Origin of the sequence: Mycolicibacter virginiensis, assembly GCF_022374935.2 — a bacterium.
Taxonomy (GTDB): domain Bacteria; phylum Actinomycetota; class Actinomycetes; order Mycobacteriales; family Mycobacteriaceae; genus Mycobacterium; species Mycobacterium virginiense.
Genome location: NZ_CP092430.2, coordinates 407341 through 424808, shown reverse-complemented (window position 1 = coordinate 424808; position 17468 = coordinate 407341). Strand labels below are relative to the sequence as shown.

Here is a 17468-nt window from a genome sequence, read left to right as displayed (position 1 = left end):
TCTCCTCAGTTGTCGTTAACCCCGGCGAACACGATGGACTCCATCAGCCGGCGCAAGCAGGCCTGCGCGTAACCGGGTCCCCCAGCCAAAAACCCAGCACCCGGTATCTCGCCGCCTCGGGCGACCCGCCCCAAGTCGTCCACGAGTGCCGCCAAGGCGTGCACCAAGAATTTGGCGTGCATCGTGTCCAGGTCCGGCCTGATCGCCATCAGCGGTCGGGCCCAGGTTTCGATGAACGCGCGCTCGGAATCACGCAGCAGTTCGCGTTCTGCCGGCGCCAGGTTCACCCGCTCGGTGTCATAGACCGACGCCAACTCGGGATTGGCGAACACCGTCGCCACGTACGCCTCGATCAACCGGCGCAGCGCCTCGTCCGGTTCGGCGAAGACACCGGCGATAGCCGCCATCTCCCCGGCTATCCGGTCCACGGCGCGCTGCAATCCCGTCGTCAAGATGTCGCTCTTGCTCGAGAAATAGCGGTACACGCCGGACGCCGGCACACCCACGGCGTCGGCGATCTCGGTGACGCCGGTCTCGGCATATCCCTGCTTGCCGAACAGCAGGACCGCCGAGTTCAACAGTGCCTCATAGGGTCCGGCGTCCGGGGTGAAGATACGCCACACCGAGGGTCGATTGACGCCGATGTCGTCGGTTCCGGGCAGCTGCGAACTGACCACCGATCGGGACGCGTCGATGAGCAGCGGCTTGATCTCGTCGTCCGGGAGCTGCAGCCGGTGTCCGATGATGCTGCCGGCGACACTCACCAGCGCTACCGTCAGCGTCCACTGCTCCAAGGAGTTCAGTTCGGGACGCATGACGCTGATCGGCCGTTTCAGACGCGCACCGACGGTGTGCATCTGTGTCATGAGCTTGGCCTGGTCTTCCGACTGCAGGTAGCGGGCCTGCCACCGGAACAGCCCGCTGGCCTCACGGTTGAGGATCGATGACGTGATGAGCCCGTCGACGACCTGGTCCAACACCGCCGGCGCGTTGCTGTGGACGTCAGCATCGGACAACTCATCGACAAAGGCAGTCGAGTCGACCAACTGCTGGCCGAGCGAGCCGACGACAACCGCGAACATCTCGTACTTGCTGGGATAGTGCCGGTACAGCGCCGGCGCGGAGATCCCGACCTTGGAAGCGATCGCCTCCATGCTGGTCGCGTGGTAGCCCTGTGCACTGAAGGTTTCCGCGGCAGCACGCGTGATCTGCGCCTTGCGGTCCTTGGGGCGCCGCTTTATGCGGGCACCAGTACGTCCGACAGGGTCGTTCGTGGCACCAAGCGAGGTCACCACCCCCGATCAACTCAGGCCAGCTCTGTCACGTGCACAGCATTACTAACACAGCCGGGTAAACGGGCTACAGCGGATTCAATATAGAGCCCGCCTGTACTTGTTCCGATGCCCGCCCAATGCGGGACTACGGCCCCAGCGGAGCCCGGTGACGCTTGTCGCGCGCCGGGACTCCGTTGGGACCGCCGATGGACTGCGCATAGTTTGCCACTGCGAACGCCACCGCGGCACCGGTTAGCGCCAATGCGTGTTGATTGATCTGGGCGACCGTGTCAGTTGGGCCGTGGTAGTTCGGGTCGAACGCCGCTCCGGGCTTTCCACCCCACAGTCGAGCCTGAGCGGTGGTCTTGAGTTGGGAAGCGCCGGTGGTGATGCCCCCGATCGGCACCCCGGCCACCACGAATGGGCTGTAGTCGGTGTCGCTGCTGAGTGGCATATCGGCGGGCCGGACGCCCACCAGGTTGAGGTACCCGGCCAGGGTGCGCTCGATACCGCCCGATCCCACCGGCACGTCAGCGGGGGTGATGTCGCGGCTCGGCAGCGCGGACTGATCTCCGTCATAGGTGAAGAAACCGGGATTCGGCGAGGCGAGCATGTCGAAGTTCAGGTACAGGGCGATGTCGTTGAGCTGGTCGCGGTCGAGCCCGAAGACGTAGTCGCTGGAACCACCGAGCTGTTGTTCCTCGGCACCCCAGAAAGCGAACCGGACCGCGTTGGCCACCGCCGGCTCCGGGCCGAGCTGCAGCGCGGTCTCCAACACCGCCGCCACCCCCGAGCCGTTGTCGTTGATTCCCGGGCCGCCGGGCGCACTGTCGAGGTGCGCGCCAACCATCACGACATCATGGGTCGAACCGGTCTTCGTCTGCGCCAAGATATTCCGAGAGGTGACCTTCGCGGTGTGGCCGTCCAAGACCAGCCGCACCGTCCCGGTCGCGCGACGTAACGCTTGGTCGCCGTCGCGTCCGGCCACCGCTACCGGCATGGTGAGGTGGTCGTAGTACTCCGGCGGGAACAACCCGGCCGGCGCTCCGTTGCGGCTCGGCAGGCTCACCACGACCAATGCGGCGGCGCCACGCTCGGCGGCCACGTTCTGCTTCACCACCACCGAGCAACCTGCGTCGCTGACCACGGCGATCCCCCCGCGGGGCACCTTCGGCGGGTAGTCGGCCGCTACGCAGCCCGACGACCGCGTCGGACGGACCACCGGACCGCTGACCCCGCCGGCCGGTGTGCGCACCAGCAGCGAGGCCTGATCGACCGGGTAGCCCACCCCGGCGACGGTCAGCGTGGGTTTGCCGGCCGAGATGGTGTCCAGCCGGATGAGCTCGGGTGTCACCACCTCGAAACCCTTGTCGCGCAGGGCGTTGGCCACATAATCGGCACTGGCGTCGAACCCCGGCGTGCCGTCAGCCCGATTCCGTTGGTGCGTGTCGGCAATCTCCTGCAGGCGCTGCAGATGCGTAAGCATCCCCGCCACGGTGACCTGGCTCGCCAGCCGATTCGACAGCGGCGGCTGCACGGGCTCCGGCGAGCAGCCCGCCAGTACGCCGACAGCGACCAGCAGGGCTCCCGCCGGACGGATCATGGCTGGGTGAGGATGTGGCGGGTGCGGTCGTCGCGCACCGGGACCCCGTTGCGGCCAGTGAGATCCTGGGCATACAGCCCGACGGAATAGGGCACTCCTCGGCCGTTGATCGCCAGTTCGTCGCGGTCGATGTTCTCGACGGTGTCGCCCTTTTGGTGATAGTTCGGGTCGAACGGCTCATCGGCGGCGCCACCCCACAGCTTGGCCTCTTCGGGCGACTTCTTCACCTCCGCACCGGAGAACAACCCGCCGGACGGGATACCGGCCTGGGTGAACCCGTCGTAGTCGGAGCGGCCGTCGAACGAGGTGTCACGCGGCTCCTTGCCGGCCGACTTGAGGTAGCTGACCATGGTCCGCTCGATGCCGGCCGAACCTTCCGGCACCACCGGCTGGCCGCGCTTGTCCGCCGGCAGCGACTGGTCGCCGTCGTAGGTGAAATAGCCGGGATTCGGCGAACCCAGCATGTCGAAGTTCAGATACAGCGCGATGTTCTTGAGTTGCTCCTCGTCGAGTGACTCGACGTACTTGCGCGAGCCGATCAGGCCGAGCTCCTCGGCACCCCAGAAACCGAACCGCACCGCGTTGCGCACCTGGGGCGAATCTCCCAGCTGCAAAGCGGTTTCCAGCACCGCGGCAACACCGGAGCCGTTGTCGTTGATGCCCGGGCCTTCCGGAACGCTGTCCAGGTGGGCTCCGAGCATGACCACGTTCTCGGTCGATCCGCTCTTGGTCTGCGCGATCACATTGCGTGACGGGATGTCGTCGGTGTGCGCGTCGAGCTTGACCGTCATCGCCCCGTGTCCGTCGCGCAGCATCGCGCCGTCAGCCTTGGTCACACTCACGACCGGAACCTTGACCTCGGTCTGCTCGCCGAGGGTGCCGCCCATCTTCGGTTCGTCGACGCTGTCGGCCACCACCAGCGCCACCGCGCCCAGCTCGACGGCGACGGCCATCTTCTCCTTGAACGGGCAGGTGCCGCGGTCGACCAGTACGACGGCGTCTTTGACCGTCAGCCCCTCGTAGTCTTCGGCGCTGCAGCCGGGGCTGTCGTCGGCCGGCGCCGCGACCAGCGGGCCAGTGACACCCTCGGGCGGGGTGCCGAGGCTGTACATCAGCGCGCGAGCTTCGACCGTCTTGTCGCCGAGATGCACCGAGCCCGGCTCGGATTTGAACACCCGCGCGGTGAACTCCGGGGTCGCGACGTCGAAGCCGTGGTCCCGCAATGTGCTGGCCACGTACTCGACGCTGGCGTCGTAACCCGGGGTGCCGATGGCACGAGTGCCGTTGTTGGCGTCGGCGATGTCCTGCAACTTCTGCAGGTGGGCCATCATGGCATCGACGGTGACCTTGTCGCGCAGGCTGCTGGCGAATTCAGCGGCCGCGGCGGGATCTGCTCCCTGCTCGGTGTTTTCCGGGGTGCGGCTGCAGCCGGCGCTGAACAGCGCACCGACCAGCACGGCGCCGAGGGCAGGGATCAACTTCGACTTGTAGTCCACCGACCCCACGTTAGTGGGTAGGCAGCCGATGCGAAGTCAGGCCCGGCCGCCCCACTGCACGGCGACCAACTCCGCGACCGCGGCCATGCCGGCGGCGTTGGGATGAAAGGGCCATGGGCGCCACGGCAGCGGCACACCGGCTCCCACCGTCCAGGGCCGCGCCGACCAGGGATGGTGCTCCCGGCTGGCATCGCCGGCGCGGACGAGCTCACTGCCGGTGGCGGCGGCCGCCGCGGCGGTGTGGCGCTCCAACTCGTCGGCGACGTGACGGGCCAGGGTCACCACCTCCTGCGGTAACCGCCCGGCCCGGACCTCGGCCGGAGGCAGCAGGGTCAGATAGTCGACGAAGAACACCCGGGCCTGCGGTGCGCGGTCCCGCACCGCGGCGCCGACGGCCCGCAGCGCTGCTTCGACCTCGCCCAGTGCCTGCTCGCGCTGCCCAGGGTCCAGCAGGGCGGCGACGGCGGGCAGCCGCCGAAAGATCCCGGGCAGAGTCGCGGCCATCAGCAGCGGCACGTAGCCGACGTCGTTGCCGCCGATGGTGATGGTCACCAGGGATTCCGAGCCGTCGAGGGCGTCGATCTGCGGCGGCACACCGTGTTGGCGTTCGCTGAGCAGGTGGGCGGTCGTCGCGCCGGAGAACGTGACATCAACCAGATCGAGGTTCAACGCGTGAGCGACCAGGTGCGGGTAGTTGTGCGCCGAGCGGCCCGACGCCCGCGGAGCGCCTGCGACACGAGGCCGGATTCCGGGACCCGCCGCCATCGAACTACCGAGGGCGACATAGCGATTCACGACCGGCCACTTCCGCCGAGTGTGAATCTGGCGACGCGGCACGCCGCCGAGGCGTCGCGATGTTCACACTCGGCGCGCATCACAGAGCGGGGCTCGACGCCTGCGCCCAGAACCGCTTCGGGATTCGCCCGGCGCGCCGTGCCAGGTACCCCGCGGTGACAGCGGCCGCCATTGCCGCGGCCATCGCCGGCGGGTCGGCTGCCCGGGTCACCGCGGTGGCCAGCAGCACCGCATCGCAGCCCAGTTCCATTGCGAGCGCGGCATCGCTGGCGGTGCCGATGCCGGCGTCGAGCACCACCGGCACCCCGGCGGCGGCGACGATCATCTCGATGCTGTGCGGGTTGGCGATACCCAGCCCGGTGCCGATCGGCGAGCCCAGCGGCATCACGGCCGCGCATCCGGCGTCCTCGAGCCGCCGAGCCAGCACCGGGTCGTCATTGGTGTAGGGCAACACCACGAACCCGTCGTCGACCAATTGCTCGGCGGCACGCACTAATTCAATGCCGTCGGGCAGCAAGGTGCGCTCGTCGCCGATCACTTCCAGCTTGACCCATTCGGTGCCGAGCGCCTCACGCGCCAGCTGGGCGGTCAGCACCGCTTCAGCGGCACTGCGGCAGCCGGCGGTGTTGGGCAGCGGCGTGATGCCGAGCCGGCTCAGCAGATCCAGCATGCCGGTTCCGCCTTCGGCGTCGACGCGGCGCATCGCGACCGTCGTCAGCTCGGTGCCGGAAGCCACCAACGCCTCTTCCAGCGACGTCAAGCTTTGCGCCCCACCGGTTCCCATGATGAGCCGGGAGCTGAACTCCCGCCCGGCTATGGTCAGCTTCGCGTCATCAACCACCTTGCACCGCCGTCACCACATCGAGACAAGCACCGTCGGACAACGCGGTGGCCCACCGCGATTTCGGCAGCACCGCCTGGTCCACCGCTACCGCGATACCGCGGTCGGGATAACCCATCGCAGCCAGCAGCGTCGCGACCGTAGTCGCCTCAGCCACTTCCACCTGCTTCTGGTTGACATTGATGATCATTGCTGCACTCCAACCGGAAGTAGTTCGGACACAACCTGTTCGGCAGTCCACGGCGCCAGCAGGAACCCGTTGCGGCCATGCCCGGCAGCGACATAGGTCCGGTCGTCGAGACGATGCACCAGCGGCAGGTTGTCCGGCGTCATCGGCCGCAGGCCCGCGGCGCATTCGGCCAGCTCGTATTCCCCCAGTGCCGGAACCAGCGTGCAGGCGTCGTCGAGCAGGTCACGCACCCCAGAGACCGCCGGCGCGGTGTCCCGGCCGTGCTCGTACTGCGTGGCCCCCACGACCACACCGTCGGGACGCGGCACCAGGTAGACCGCGCGACCGTGCACCCGGGCCCGGATCACCCGCTGCGGGGGCGGCAGGCAGCCCTTGCGCCAGCGCAGCCGCAACACCTCCCCCTTGACCGGCCGGATCGCCAAGCCGGGCCACAGTGCCGGGGCGTCGATGCCGTTGGCGATCACCACGGCATCGTCGGCGGCCACCTCGGCGAGATCCTTCACCGGCGGGGCCCAACTGACACCGAGTTCCTCGCAAGCGTCCACCAGGGCGGTGACCACCGCGCGGTTGTCCACCGCCAATTCGGTGGGGGCCCGGAAACCGTGCCGAATGCTGCCGGCCAGCAGGGGTTCGATGTCCCGGGCGGCGGACTCCCAGATCACCGGGTGGCCCTGCGCGGACAGCCAGTCGGCGACGGTGCGCAGGTCGGCGACGTCGGCGCGGTCGGCGGCCACCACCAGCGATTCGCGCGCGGTGACAACCTGGGCCGGCAGCCCGTCGAGGAAGTCGTGCCACAGTTCAAGGGAGCGCAATCCCAGCCGCAGGTGCCGGTCTTCGCCTGGCCATCCCTCACTGTGTGGGGCCAGCATGCCGCCGGCCACCCAGGAGGCGCCGGGTTGATACGGCGGTCCCAGCTTCGCCTCTCCTGCGTCGAGCCTCGCTGAACGGCCGGGTTCGCCGGTGCAGTGCACCCGCACCGTCCAGCCGGCCCGGGCGGCCTGCCGCGCCACCGACAGCCCGATGACGCCGCCGCCGATCACGGCCAGCGAACCGAGCGAGGGCCCGGGCATGTGCTGCTCCCTTCCACCTGCTCGCGTGTCAACACACCAAGCTAGCCGCTAGCGTCTCGGTGTGCACAAACGCTCCGACCGTCTCGCCCGACTCGCTGATGCCCGGCTCTACCTGTGCACCGATGCCCGCCGGGAACGCGGTGACCTGGCCGAGTTTGCCGACGCCGCGCTGGCCGGTGGGGTCGACATCGTCCAACTGCGCGACAAGGGTTCAGTGGGCGAGCAGCGGTTCGGGCCGCTGGAGGCCCGCGGCGAACTGGCGGCGCTGGAGATCCTGGCCGACGCCGCGCGGCGGCACGGGGCGCTGCTGGCGGTCAATGACCGCGCCGACATCGCCCGAGCCGCCGGTGCCGACGTGCTGCACCTGGGCCAGGACGACCTGCCGCTGCCGGCGGCGCGCGAGGTCATCGGGCCCGAGGTACTGATCGGCCGGTCGACCCATGACCGCGATCAGGTCAGTGCGGCCCTGGCCGAGCCGGTCGACTACTTCTGCACCGGGCCGTGCTGGCCCACCCCGACCAAGCCAGGCCGGACTGCACCGGGCCTGGAGCTGGTGCGATTCGCCGCCGACACAGGCCAGACCAAGCCGTGGTTCGCCATTGGCGGTATCGATATCGAGCGGTTGCCGCAGGTGGTGCAGGCCGGCGCCGGCCGGGTGGTGGTGGTGCGGGCGATCACCGCTGCCGAGGATCCGCGGGCCGCGGCGGCGGCGCTGCGGGCCGGGGTTGGCTCCCGGTGACGTCCGCTTCCCATCGAGTGTGCGTTTTGGGACCCAAAACGGCCGTTGAGCCCCCCAAACCGCACACTCGGCGTATTTCGCCGGCGTCAAAAGCCGCGCAGCAACTCCCAGCTGGCGGCGAAACCCGGGTGCAACGGCAGCCCGGCGACGTCGTGTTCGTCGACCCACCGCAACTCGGTGCTCTCTCCGTTGGGCACCACCGGAAGCAACTCCTCGGCGTCGGCGACCACGGTCGTGTAGGTCCAGCTGGTGCCGCTGGCCGACGCGGTCACCACCGCCGCACGCACGACGATCCGATCGGCGGGCAGACCGGCCTCCTCCTGCGCCTCACGGATCGCCGCCTCTTCAGCGGTCTCGTGGCTGTCGCGGGCACCGCCGGGCAGCGCCCAGGTGCCGCCCTGATGACTCCACCAGGCGCGATGTTGCAGCAGTACGGTGCGGGCGCCATCGGGGCGCGGAGCCCGCAGTAGCAGCCCCGCCGCACCGTGCCGGCCCCAGAAGCGGACGCCGGTATCGGAAAACGCCCACCCATCGCCGTCACCACGCACGCTTGGAAGCGTATCGGGACGGGCAAGGTCTCGGTTCTGGCGAGATCACGCGACGTTTTCGACAACAACCGGCGCGAGAGGCCACGCAGACACCGCTCTCACTCTTAGAATCCCTTTATTATCGTTGGTGCCGCGATCAGCCGCAGGGATGGAGCCTGAACAGACGTGACCGTTGAGTTGGCGCACCCGTCAACCGAGCCGGCGGGGTTACGGTCGCCGACCGAACCGGCCAGACCCCGCTGGTGGTTCTTCACCACCACCCCCGGCCGCATTCTGGCCATCGGACTCATCCTCGCCGCCCTCGGCGGCATCAGCGCCTTCGCCACCGCCACCACGATCAACAATCGGCAGAACACCCTGACCACGGTGCTCGACCACACCGAGCCGTTGGCGTATGCCGCCGGGCAGCTCTACACCACACTGTCGGTGGCCGACGCGGCAGCAGCCACCGCGTTCATCGCCCAGGGCGAGCCGCGGGCGGTGCGGGAACGCTACGAACAGGCCATCACCGCCGCCGCGGTGGCGGTGACCAGGGCATCCGGCGGGCTGGACGACGAGCCGCTACTGCAACTACTGGGGCGAATCAATGCACAGCTGGCCGTCTACACCGGGCTGATCGAGACGGCCCGGACCAATAACCGCTCGGGCGATCCGGTCGGCTCGTCATACCTGTCGGAAGCCTCCGAGCTGATGCAGCACACCATCCTTCCCGACGCCCAGCGCCTATACCAGGCCACTTCGGCGACCGTGGACGTGCAGACCACGGCGTCGACGAGGGTGCCGGCCCCAGTGATCCTGGTGGTGGCGGCCACCGTGCTGTTCGGCGCGTTTGCACACCGCTGGCTGGCCCGGCACACCAGACGCCGGATCAATCCCGGGTTGGTCGCCGGCGGCCTGGCGATTCTGCTGATGATCATCTGGGTCGGAACGGTGCTGGTGATCTCCACCGCGGGCAGCCGCACCGCCAAGGACACCGGTGCCGAGTCGCTCAAGGAGATCACCAATCTGGCGATCACCGCACAGCAGGCGCGTGCCGACGAAACCCTGTCGCTGATCCGGCGCGGCGACGAGGAGACCCGCAAGCAGACCTTCTACCAGCGCATCGACACCATGCAGGAGCAGCTGCAGGAGTACTTGGAGCGCGGCGACGCGGTGGACAAGGCCGACCTGGCCAACGCCGGGCAGCTGCTGGCCCGGTGGCGACAGGCCAATGACCGGATGAACGCCTACATCAGCGTCGGCAACTATCGGGCGGCCACCCAGGTCGCGCTAGGCGGCAGCGGCGACGACTCAACACCGGCGTTCGACCAGTTGGACGCGGCACTGGACAAGGCGCTGCAGCACAGTCGCAATCAGCTGCGCGGTGACGTCCTCAACGCCCGCCGGGTACTGTCGGTGGCCCCGGTTGGGGGCGCGGTACTCAGCATGGGTGCCGCGATCGCGGTCGCGCTCGGGTTGTGGCCTCGACTGAACGAGTACAGATGATGATCCACCGTCGGCCCCGGTTGCTGCTGTGCGCACTGAGCGCCGCATTAGTGCTGTCCGGCCTGACCGGCTGCGGGCGAACCGAATTCGTGTCCGCGACCGCGATGCCGACGCTGCCACCACCCACCCCGGCCGGTATGGAGGAGTTGGCGCCCGAGGCGCCGCGGCCGCCCGAACCGCGCACCGAGGACTGCGACGCCACCGCCAGCCTGCGCCCCTTCCACAACAAGGCCGAGGCTGATGCGGCGGTGGCCAAGATCCGCCATCGGGGCCGGCTGATCGTCGGACTGGACATCGGCAGCAACCTGTTCAGCTTCCGCGACCCGATCACCGGTGAGATCACCGGCTTCGACGTCGACATCGCCGGCGAGGTGGCCCGCGACATCTTCGGCACCCCGTCGCAGGTCGAGTATCGAATCCTGGCGTCGGCCGAACGGATCGCGGCCCTGCAGAAGTCCGAAGTCGATATCGTGGTCAAGACCATGAGCATCACCTGCGGCCGACGTGAGCTGGTGAATTTTTCGACGGTGTACCTGGTGGCCAATCAGCGCCTACTGGTCCCGCGCGACTCCGCGATCCGCCAGGCCGCGGACCTCTCCGGTAAGCGGGTCTGCGTAGCGCAGGGCACCACCTCGCTGCGGCGGATCCGCAACATCACCCCGGCCCCGATCATCGTTTCGGTGGTGAACTGGGCCGACTGCCTGGTGGCGCTGCAACAGCGTCAGGTCGACGCCGTCAGCACCGACGACTCGATCTTGGCCGGCCTGATGGCGCAGGACCCGTATCTGCACATCGTCGGACCCAGCATGGACGAAGAGCCCTACGGGATCGGGATCAACCTAAACAACACCGGGCTGGTGCGTTTCGTCAACGGAACGCTGGAGCGCATCCGCCGCGACGGCACGTGGAACACCTTGTACCGCAAGTGGTTGACGGTCCTGGGACCGGCGCCGGTGCCACCGACACCGAGGTATTCGGACTGATGGCGCGCCGCGACGATGCGGAGCGCAGCGACGCTGAGGAGCGGCGCAGTAAACAGGACCACGACGATGCGGAGCGCAGCGACGCTGAGGAGCGGCGCAGTAAGCAGGACCACGACGATGCGGAGCGCAGCGACGATGCGGAGCGCAGCGACGCTGAGGAGCGGCGCAGTAAACAGGACCACGACGATGCGGAGCGCAGCGACGCTGAGGAGCGGCGCAGTAAGCAGGACCACGACGATGCGGAGCGCAGCGACGCTGAGGAGCGGCGCAGTAAGCAGGGCGACGACGACGCGGAGCGCAGCGACGCTGAGGAGCGGCGCAGTAAGCAGGGCCACGACGATGCGGAGCGCAGCGACGCTGAGGAGCGGCGCAGTAAGCAGGGCGACGACGACGCAGACCAGTCCGCGACCGAGCTGGACGACGACGGTCCGGTCACCCAGCGCGCGGACGTGCTGGCCGAATCGTCGTCGGTACGCCGGCCGATGTCGACCCAAGCGATCTTCCGCCCCCGTGAGGGCCCGAACTCCCCGGGTGCGGTCGAATCCCACGAGTCGACGGTGGTGCGTCCCGTCGCGCCGCGGCGGCGCTTGGGCGGTGGCCTGGTTGAGATCCCCCGGGTTCCCCCCATCGATCCCCTCGCTGCGCTCATGGACGATCCCGAGGTCGCCGAGTCCAAGCGTTTCTGCTGGAACTGCGGTCGGCCGGTGGGCCGATCCACCGGGGACGCGAAGGGTGCCGCCGAGGGCTGGTGTCCGCACTGCGGAAGTCCGTATTCCTTTCTGCCGCAGCTGAAACCCGGCGATATGGTGGCCGGTCAGTACGAGATCAAGGGCTGCGTGGCCCACGGCGGTCTGGGCTGGGTGTATCTGGCGGTCGACCACAACGTCAACGAGCGCCCGGTGGTGCTCAAGGGCCTGGTGCATTCCGGTGACGCCGAGGCGCAGGCCATCGCCATGGCCGAGCGGCAGTTCCTCGCCGAGGTGACCCACCCGTCGATCGTCAAGATCTTCAACTTCGTCCAGCATCCGGACTCCCACGGCGACCCGGTCGGCTACATCGTGATGGAGTACGTCGGCGGGCAATCGCTCAAACAGCGCCGCGGCACCCGGCTGCCGGTGGCCCAGGCCATCGCCTACATGCTGGAAATCCTTCCCGCCCTGGGCTATCTGCATTCACTGGGCCTGGTCTACAACGACCTCAAGCCGGAGAACATCGTGCTCACCGAGGAGCAGCTGAAGCTGATCGACCTCGGCGCGGTGGCACGCATCAACTCGTTCGGATACCTCTACGGCACGCCCGGATTTCAGGCTCCCGACATCGTTCGCACCGGCCCGACCGTGGCCACCGACATCTACACCGTGGGCCGGACCCTGGCCGCGCTGACGCTGAAGCTGCGCACCCGTGACGGCCGCTACGTCGATGGACTGCCCGACGACGACCCGGTGCTGAAGAAATACGACTCCTACCGCCGGCTGTTGCGCCGGGCGATCGATCCCGACCCGCGCCGGCGGTTCAGCTCGGCCGAGGAGATGTCCGCGCAGCTGATGGGCGTGCTGCGCGAAGTGGTCGCCCGCGACACCGGGACACCGCGACCCGGCCTGTCGACGGTGTTCACCCGTTCGCGGTCCACCTTCGGCGAGCACCTGCTGGTTGCGCACACCGACGTCTACCTGGACGGGCATGTGCACTCCCAGAACCTCACGGCACGTGAGATCGTGACTGCCTTGCAGGTGCCGCTGATCGACCCGAGCGATGTTGCCGCTCCGCTGTTGTCGTCGATGGAGCTCAGCGAACCGGTGCAGACCCTGGATTCGCTGCGCGCCGTGCGGAACAGCTCGCTGGAGTCCGATGGCATCGACTTGTCGGAGTCCATCGGCCTGCCGCTGATGGAGGTGCGGGCACTGCTCGACCTCGGCAACGTCACCAAGGCCACCAGCAAGCTCGACGAGTTGGCCGAGCAGGTGGGTTGGCGATGGCGGCTGGTTTGGTTCCGTGGAGTGGCCGAGCTGCTCACCGGCGACTACGAGGCCGCCCGCAAAGATTTCACCGAGGTGCTCGACATGTTCCCCGGAGAGCTGGCGCCGAAGATGGCTCTGGCCGCCACCGCCGAGCTGGCCGGTACCGACGACGAGCGCGGCTTCTACGAGTCGGTGTGGCACACCGACGACAGCGTGATCTCAGCCGCCTTCGGCCTGGCTCGCGCCCTCTCCGTGGAAGGCGACCGGACAGCGGCGGTTCGCACCCTCGACGAAGTTCCTGCCACCTCAAGGCATTTCACCACCGCGCGGCTGACCAGTGCGGTGACGCTGCTGTCGGGACGTTCGTCCAGCGAGATCACCGAAGCCCAGATCCGTGATGCCGCTCGACGGGTGGAGGCGCTGCCGGACACCGAACCGCGCGTGTTGCAGATCCGGGCGCTGGTGCTGGGCGCGGCGATGGACTGGCTGACCGAGCACGAGGCCAGCACGAACCACATCCTGGGTTTTCCGTTCACCGAGCACGGGCTGCGGCTCGGCGTGGAGATGGCGCTGCGCGCCTTGGCCCGGCTGGCGCCCACCCAGGAGCATCGCTACCGGCTGGTCGACACGGCCAACGCGGTGCGGCCGATGAGTACGTTCTAGATTCGGTGTCCGCATGACCAGCTGGCTTCGGGGAACTTCGGCGCTATCGGTGGCGGTGGCGTTCGCCCTGACGCCAGCCGTGGCGCCGCCGGCGACCGCGACGCCGAGCGACCAGACCAACGGGGTGACCCTGTCGCAGACCGCGGTAGACGGACGGGACTACTTCCTCCGCGAGATCACCATCGAACCTGGAGGCAGCACCGGCTGGCATTGGCACGACGGCACCGTGTTCGGCGTCGTGCGACAGGGCACCTTGACCCACAATCGCGCCGACTGCAGTCTTGACGGTATCTACAGACCCGGCGATCCGATGACCGAACCCGGCGGCCCCGAGCACGCGCACATCGGCCGCAATCTGGGATCGACCCCGGTGGTGTTGCAGGCCGTGTACCTGTTGCCGGTCGGCGCGCCGCTCTTCGAGGATGCGCCCGACCCCGGTTGCGGCTACGCCTGACCCGCCCCTGAGGCGGCTCAGCCCAGCCGGCGCAGCCGCGGCTCCAGGTCGGTCTTGAACAGCTCCAGGAAACGGCGCTGGTCGTGGCCGGGTGCGTGGAACACCAGGTGGTTCAGGCCCCACTGCACGTACTCGCCGACCTTCTCCACCGCCTCGTCCGGGTCCGAGGCGACGATCCAGCGTTTGGCGATCTGCTCGATCGGCAGCGCGTCGGCGGCCTTCTCCATCTCGATCGGATCGTCGATGGAGTGCTTCTGCTCGGCGGTCAATGACAACGGCGCCCAGAATCGGGTGTTGTTCAGCGCCAGGTCGGGATCCGGGTCATAGGAGATCTTGATCTCGATCATCTTGTCGATCGCGGCGGCGTCTCGCTCCGCGGCGGCCGCACCTTCCAACACCGCCGGCATCAGCTTCTCGGTGTAGAGCTCCTCGCCCTTGCCGGAGGTGCAGATGAAACCGTCACCGACGCGCCCGGCGTACTTCGCCACCGCCGGCCCGCCGGCCGCGATGTAGACCGGCACGCCCGACTCCGGCACGTCGTAGATCGAGGCGCCCTTGAGTTTGTAGTAGTCGCCGTCAAAGTCCACTCGGTCGCCGCGCCACAGCTCACGCATCAGCCGCACCGATTCACGCAGCCGCCCGAACCGCTCCTTGAACTCGGGCCACTCGCCGGTGAAACCGGTGGCGATCTCGTTCAAAGCCTCGCCGGTGCCCACACCCAGGAAGATCCGCTGCGGATACAGGCAGCTCATCGTCGCGAAAGCCTGTGCGATGACGGCAGGGTTGTACCGGAACGTCGGGGTCAGCACGGAGGTCCCCAGCTGGATTTTGCTCGTCCGCTCGCCGACCGCGGTCATCCAGGCCAGCGAGAAGGGGGCGTGCCCACCTTCATGCCGCCAGGGCTGGAAGTGGTCGCTGACGGTGGCACTGTCCATGCCATGCGCTTCGGCGGCGACGCCGAGCTCCACCAGTTCCCGCGGTCCGAACTGCTCTGCCGATGCCTTGTACCCGAGTTTTAGTTCCGCCATTCCACCTTTTCTACTCTCCCGCCGCCTTTCTAAACTCACGGGCATGGGTGAGAAGCTCGTGGAGCTCGTTCCGGTGACCGAGCGGGTGTACTTGGCCCGCGGCGAAGCCGTCAACTGGCTGCTGGTCACCGATGACAGCGGAGTCATGTTGATCGATGCCGGCTACCCCGGCGATCGCACCGAGGTGCTGGCGTCGCTGGGCGCCCTGGGCTACCGCCCGGCCGATGTGCGAGCGGTGTTGCTCACCCATGCCCACGTCGACCATTTCGGGGCGGCAATCTGGCTCGCCAAGGCGCACTGCACCCCGGTGTACTGCCACGCCGACGAGGTCGGCCACGCCAAACGCGAGTATCTGGAGCAGGTTTCGCCGCTGGCGTTGGCTCCGCGGCTGTGGCGGCCGAGCTGGGCTTTGTGGAGCGCGCACGTGGTGCGCAGCGGTGGCCTGAATCGGGAGGGCATTCCGTCCGCGCAAGCGCTGACCGGCGAGATCGCCGCAACGCTGCCTGGTCAGCCGGTCGCCATCCCTACGCCCGGCCACACCCGGGGGCACTGCTCGTATCTGGTCGATGGCGTTTTGGCCAGCGGGGACGCGTTGATCACCGGTCATCCGGTGTTGTCGCACACCGGACCGCAGCTGCTGCCGGAGCTGTTCAGCCACAGCCAGGAGGACTGTCTGCGCAGTCTCAGTGCGCTGGCGCTGCTGGAGACCGAGATCCTGGCACCCGGTCACGGCGATGTCTGGCATGGCCCGATCAAAGAAGCCGCTGAGGCCGCAATCGACCGTGCGAGCAAACATTAAGGTCACGATCGCATAAGCGCTGATCCCGCAGATTAAGAGCGGACCTTAAACAATTCCTCCGCACCGGTGGAGCATTTGCCGCCAAAAGATGCGGCAGGTCCAGAAACGATGGTCGAGAGCGCTGATGGCGGTGCCCCAGGACACACGGCGTGCACTCCAGCCGCGCGTACCTTGGGCTCCGGACGGGAATTGCATTCACCCACCCGGAAGGAACATCCATGTCGAAAGCCCACGGCTTCACCATGATTCGCCGACTTGGCCTCGGCGCCGGACTACTGGGCGCCACCGCCGCCACCCTGGTCGTCGCCCCGTCGGCGTCTGCCGCACCGGACTGCAGTCCGGCCGGGGTATCGGGCACCGTGAACTCCGTGACCGGCTCCGCGCAGCAGTACCTGGCGGCGCACCCCGGCGCCAACGCCGTGGTCAATCAGGCCATCAACTCGCCGCGACCGCAAGCCGCCGCCGACGTGCGCAGCTACTTCACTGCTCACCCCCAGGAGTACTACGAGCTGCGCGGAATCCTGGCGCCCATCGGCGAGACGCAACGGCAATGCCAAACCACGGGCCTGCCGCCCGAGTTGGCTTCTGCCTACGCCGAATTCATGGCCGGATAGCGTCGGGCGGTCAGCGCCGGGTGGCCGCAACATAGCGGATAGCCGCCGGAGCACCATCGAGCTCACGGTCTGACAGCCGGGGCAGTCGGGCCGACGCGAACAGATCAGCGATACCGGATTGCGTGGTAGCCCAGCCGCTTTCGGTGAGATGCCGCACGACGTCGGTGTGCTCCCCGGAATAGAACGGACCGGGACCGGTCAGGCTCAGGCCACGCCGGCGCCACCGTTCGACGAGTGATTCGTGATGCACAGCCTGCGGCCGGCTCGGCGGCACCGCGTGATCGGCGGCGAGTCGGCTGCCCGGCGCACTGAGTCCGGTGACACCGTCGAGCAGGCGATTCTGGGCGTCCGAGGGGACGTACCAGACCAGCAGCCCCTCGATGACCCACACGGTGGGCGCGGCGGCGTCAAAACCCACCCGGCGCAAGGCAGCCGGCCAGTCGCCGCGTAGGTCGACACCGACCGCACGACGATTCACGCTCGGCATGGCGTCCCAGGCCCGCATGGTGGCGGTCTTGAAGTCCACGACGTGCGGATGATCGACCTCGTAGACGATGGTCTCCGGCGGCCACCACAGTCGGTAGGCGCGGGTGTCCAGCCCCGAACCCAGGATCACCGCTTGGCGGATGCCCGCGCGGGCGGCATCGGTGAAGTACGCGTCGAAGAACAGGGTTCGCGCCGCGGAGAACTCCGCGAACCGGGGAAAGCCGCCGTCCTTGCCGAGCCGGCTGATGTCGAGGTCCCCATCGGCCACCCGAATGCAGAACTCGAGGCCGACCTTATGCACCAATGGCGCCGCGAACGGGTCGTTGATCAGCTCGCGCGACACCGCCGCGGCCCGCGCGGCCGCCAGCACCGTGGCCATGACGCCGGCTCCGCTGGCCAAGCTCCCGGCGTCATCCTGCTCGTTCGGCGCCGTACTCACGGG

The 17468-nt window shown here is 68.2% G+C and carries 17 protein-coding genes; 7 read left to right on the top strand and 10 right to left on the bottom strand.

Going from position 1 to position 17468, the window contains the following annotated elements; all coding sequences use genetic code 11:
• Nucleotides 1-5: 5 nt before the first annotated feature.
• From MJO54_RS02035 to thiO, 7 genes are all read right to left on the bottom strand, one after another.
• Complete coding sequence (locus MJO54_RS02035; protein WP_105294406.1) at nt 6-1295, bottom strand: TetR/AcrR family transcriptional regulator; 1290 nt, start codon at nt 1293-1295, stop codon at nt 6-8.
• 124 nt (nt 1296-1419) lie between these two features.
• A complete protein-coding gene (locus tag MJO54_RS02030; protein WP_105294405.1) occupies nt 1420-2877 on the bottom strand; it encodes a M28 family peptidase in 1458 nt (485 codons plus the stop codon).
• Nucleotides 2874-4373, bottom strand: coding sequence for a M28 family metallopeptidase (locus MJO54_RS02025; protein WP_105294408.1), 1500 nt, complete (start codon nt 4371-4373; stop codon nt 2874-2876). The genes MJO54_RS02030 and MJO54_RS02025 overlap by 4 nt, the downstream gene beginning before the upstream one ends.
• 36 nt (nt 4374-4409) lie before the next feature.
• Nucleotides 4410-5168 carry an SGNH/GDSL hydrolase family protein gene (locus MJO54_RS02020; protein WP_240175552.1) on the bottom strand — a complete coding sequence of 253 codons (759 nt, stop codon included), beginning with the start codon at nt 5166-5168 and terminating at the stop codon, nt 4410-4412.
• A gap of 79 nt (nt 5169-5247) precedes the next feature.
• Nucleotides 5248-6009, bottom strand: coding sequence for a thiazole synthase (locus MJO54_RS02015; RefSeq protein ID WP_082108451.1), 762 nt, complete (start codon nt 6007-6009; stop codon nt 5248-5250).
• On the bottom strand, nt 6002-6199 hold the full coding sequence (thiS, locus tag MJO54_RS02010; RefSeq protein ID WP_065152040.1) for a sulfur carrier protein ThiS: 198 nt from the start codon (nt 6197-6199) through the stop codon (nt 6002-6004). Before thiS ends, MJO54_RS02015 begins: the two co-directional genes overlap by 8 nt.
• A complete protein-coding gene (gene thiO / locus MJO54_RS02005) occupies nt 6196-7269 on the bottom strand; it encodes a glycine oxidase ThiO (protein WP_105294403.1) in 1074 nt (357 codons plus the stop codon). The genes thiS and thiO overlap by 4 nt, the downstream gene beginning before the upstream one ends.
• A gap of 61 nt (nt 7270-7330) precedes the next feature.
• Here thiO and thiE point away from each other — a divergent pair, with 61 nt between their 5' ends.
• Complete coding sequence (gene thiE / locus MJO54_RS02000) at nt 7331-8008, top strand: thiamine phosphate synthase (RefSeq protein WP_105294402.1); 678 nt, start codon at nt 7331-7333, stop codon at nt 8006-8008.
• Nucleotides 8009-8094: 86 nt separating this feature from the next.
• On the opposite strand, the gene MJO54_RS01995 is transcribed toward thiE, so the two are convergent.
• Nucleotides 8095-8556, bottom strand: coding sequence for an NUDIX hydrolase (locus MJO54_RS01995; RefSeq protein WP_064888844.1), 462 nt, complete (start codon nt 8554-8556; stop codon nt 8095-8097).
• 165 nt (nt 8557-8721) lie between these two features.
• On the opposite strand from MJO54_RS01995, the gene glnX reads away from it, so the two are divergent.
• The 4 genes from glnX to MJO54_RS01975 are packed head-to-tail and all read left to right on the top strand — an operon-like array spanning nt 8722 to nt 14099.
• Nucleotides 8722-10041, top strand: coding sequence for a protein kinase G-activating protein GlnX (gene glnX / locus MJO54_RS01990; protein ID WP_046285811.1), 1320 nt, complete (start codon nt 8722-8724; stop codon nt 10039-10041).
• Entirely contained in the window at nt 10041-11024 is a 984-nt protein-coding gene (locus tag MJO54_RS01985) for a glutamate ABC transporter substrate-binding protein (RefSeq protein WP_065152071.1), read from the top strand. Before glnX ends, MJO54_RS01985 begins: the two co-directional genes overlap by 1 nt.
• Entirely contained in the window at nt 10967-13645 is a 2679-nt protein-coding gene (locus tag MJO54_RS01980; RefSeq protein ID WP_234821448.1) for a tetratricopeptide repeat protein, read from the top strand. Before MJO54_RS01985 ends, MJO54_RS01980 begins: the two co-directional genes overlap by 58 nt.
• 13 nt (nt 13646-13658) lie before the next feature.
• Nucleotides 13659-14099: a cupin domain-containing protein gene (locus MJO54_RS01975; protein ID WP_064888845.1), complete on the top strand. Its 441-nt coding sequence runs from the start codon at nt 13659-13661 to the stop codon at nt 14097-14099.
• A gap of 17 nt (nt 14100-14116) precedes the next feature.
• Here the strand turns inward: MJO54_RS01975 and fgd are convergent, their stop codons facing one another.
• Nucleotides 14117-15127, bottom strand: a complete 1011-nt coding sequence (fgd, locus tag MJO54_RS01970) for a glucose-6-phosphate dehydrogenase (coenzyme-F420) (protein WP_046285813.1) — start codon at nt 15125-15127, stop codon at nt 14117-14119.
• 43 nt (nt 15128-15170) lie between these two features.
• Here fgd and MJO54_RS01965 point away from each other — a divergent pair, with 43 nt between their 5' ends.
• Both MJO54_RS01965 and MJO54_RS01960 read left to right on the top strand, forming a co-directional pair.
• On the top strand, nt 15171-15926 hold the full coding sequence (locus tag MJO54_RS01965; protein WP_105294401.1) for an MBL fold metallo-hydrolase: 756 nt from the start codon (nt 15171-15173) through the stop codon (nt 15924-15926).
• Nucleotides 15927-16144: 218 nt separating this feature from the next.
• Nucleotides 16145-16540 carry a heme-binding protein gene (locus tag MJO54_RS01960; protein WP_046285815.1) on the top strand — a complete coding sequence of 132 codons (396 nt, stop codon included), beginning with the start codon at nt 16145-16147 and terminating at the stop codon, nt 16538-16540.
• Nucleotides 16541-16550: 10 nt separating this feature from the next.
• Here MJO54_RS01960 and MJO54_RS01955 read toward each other — a convergent pair whose 3' ends face one another.
• The gene (locus MJO54_RS01955) at nt 16551-17465 is read right to left on the bottom strand and encodes an SAM-dependent methyltransferase (RefSeq protein ID WP_082108372.1); all 915 of its coding nucleotides are present in this window, start codon (nt 17463-17465) and stop codon (nt 16551-16553) included.
• Nucleotides 17466-17468 lie beyond the last annotated feature (3 nt).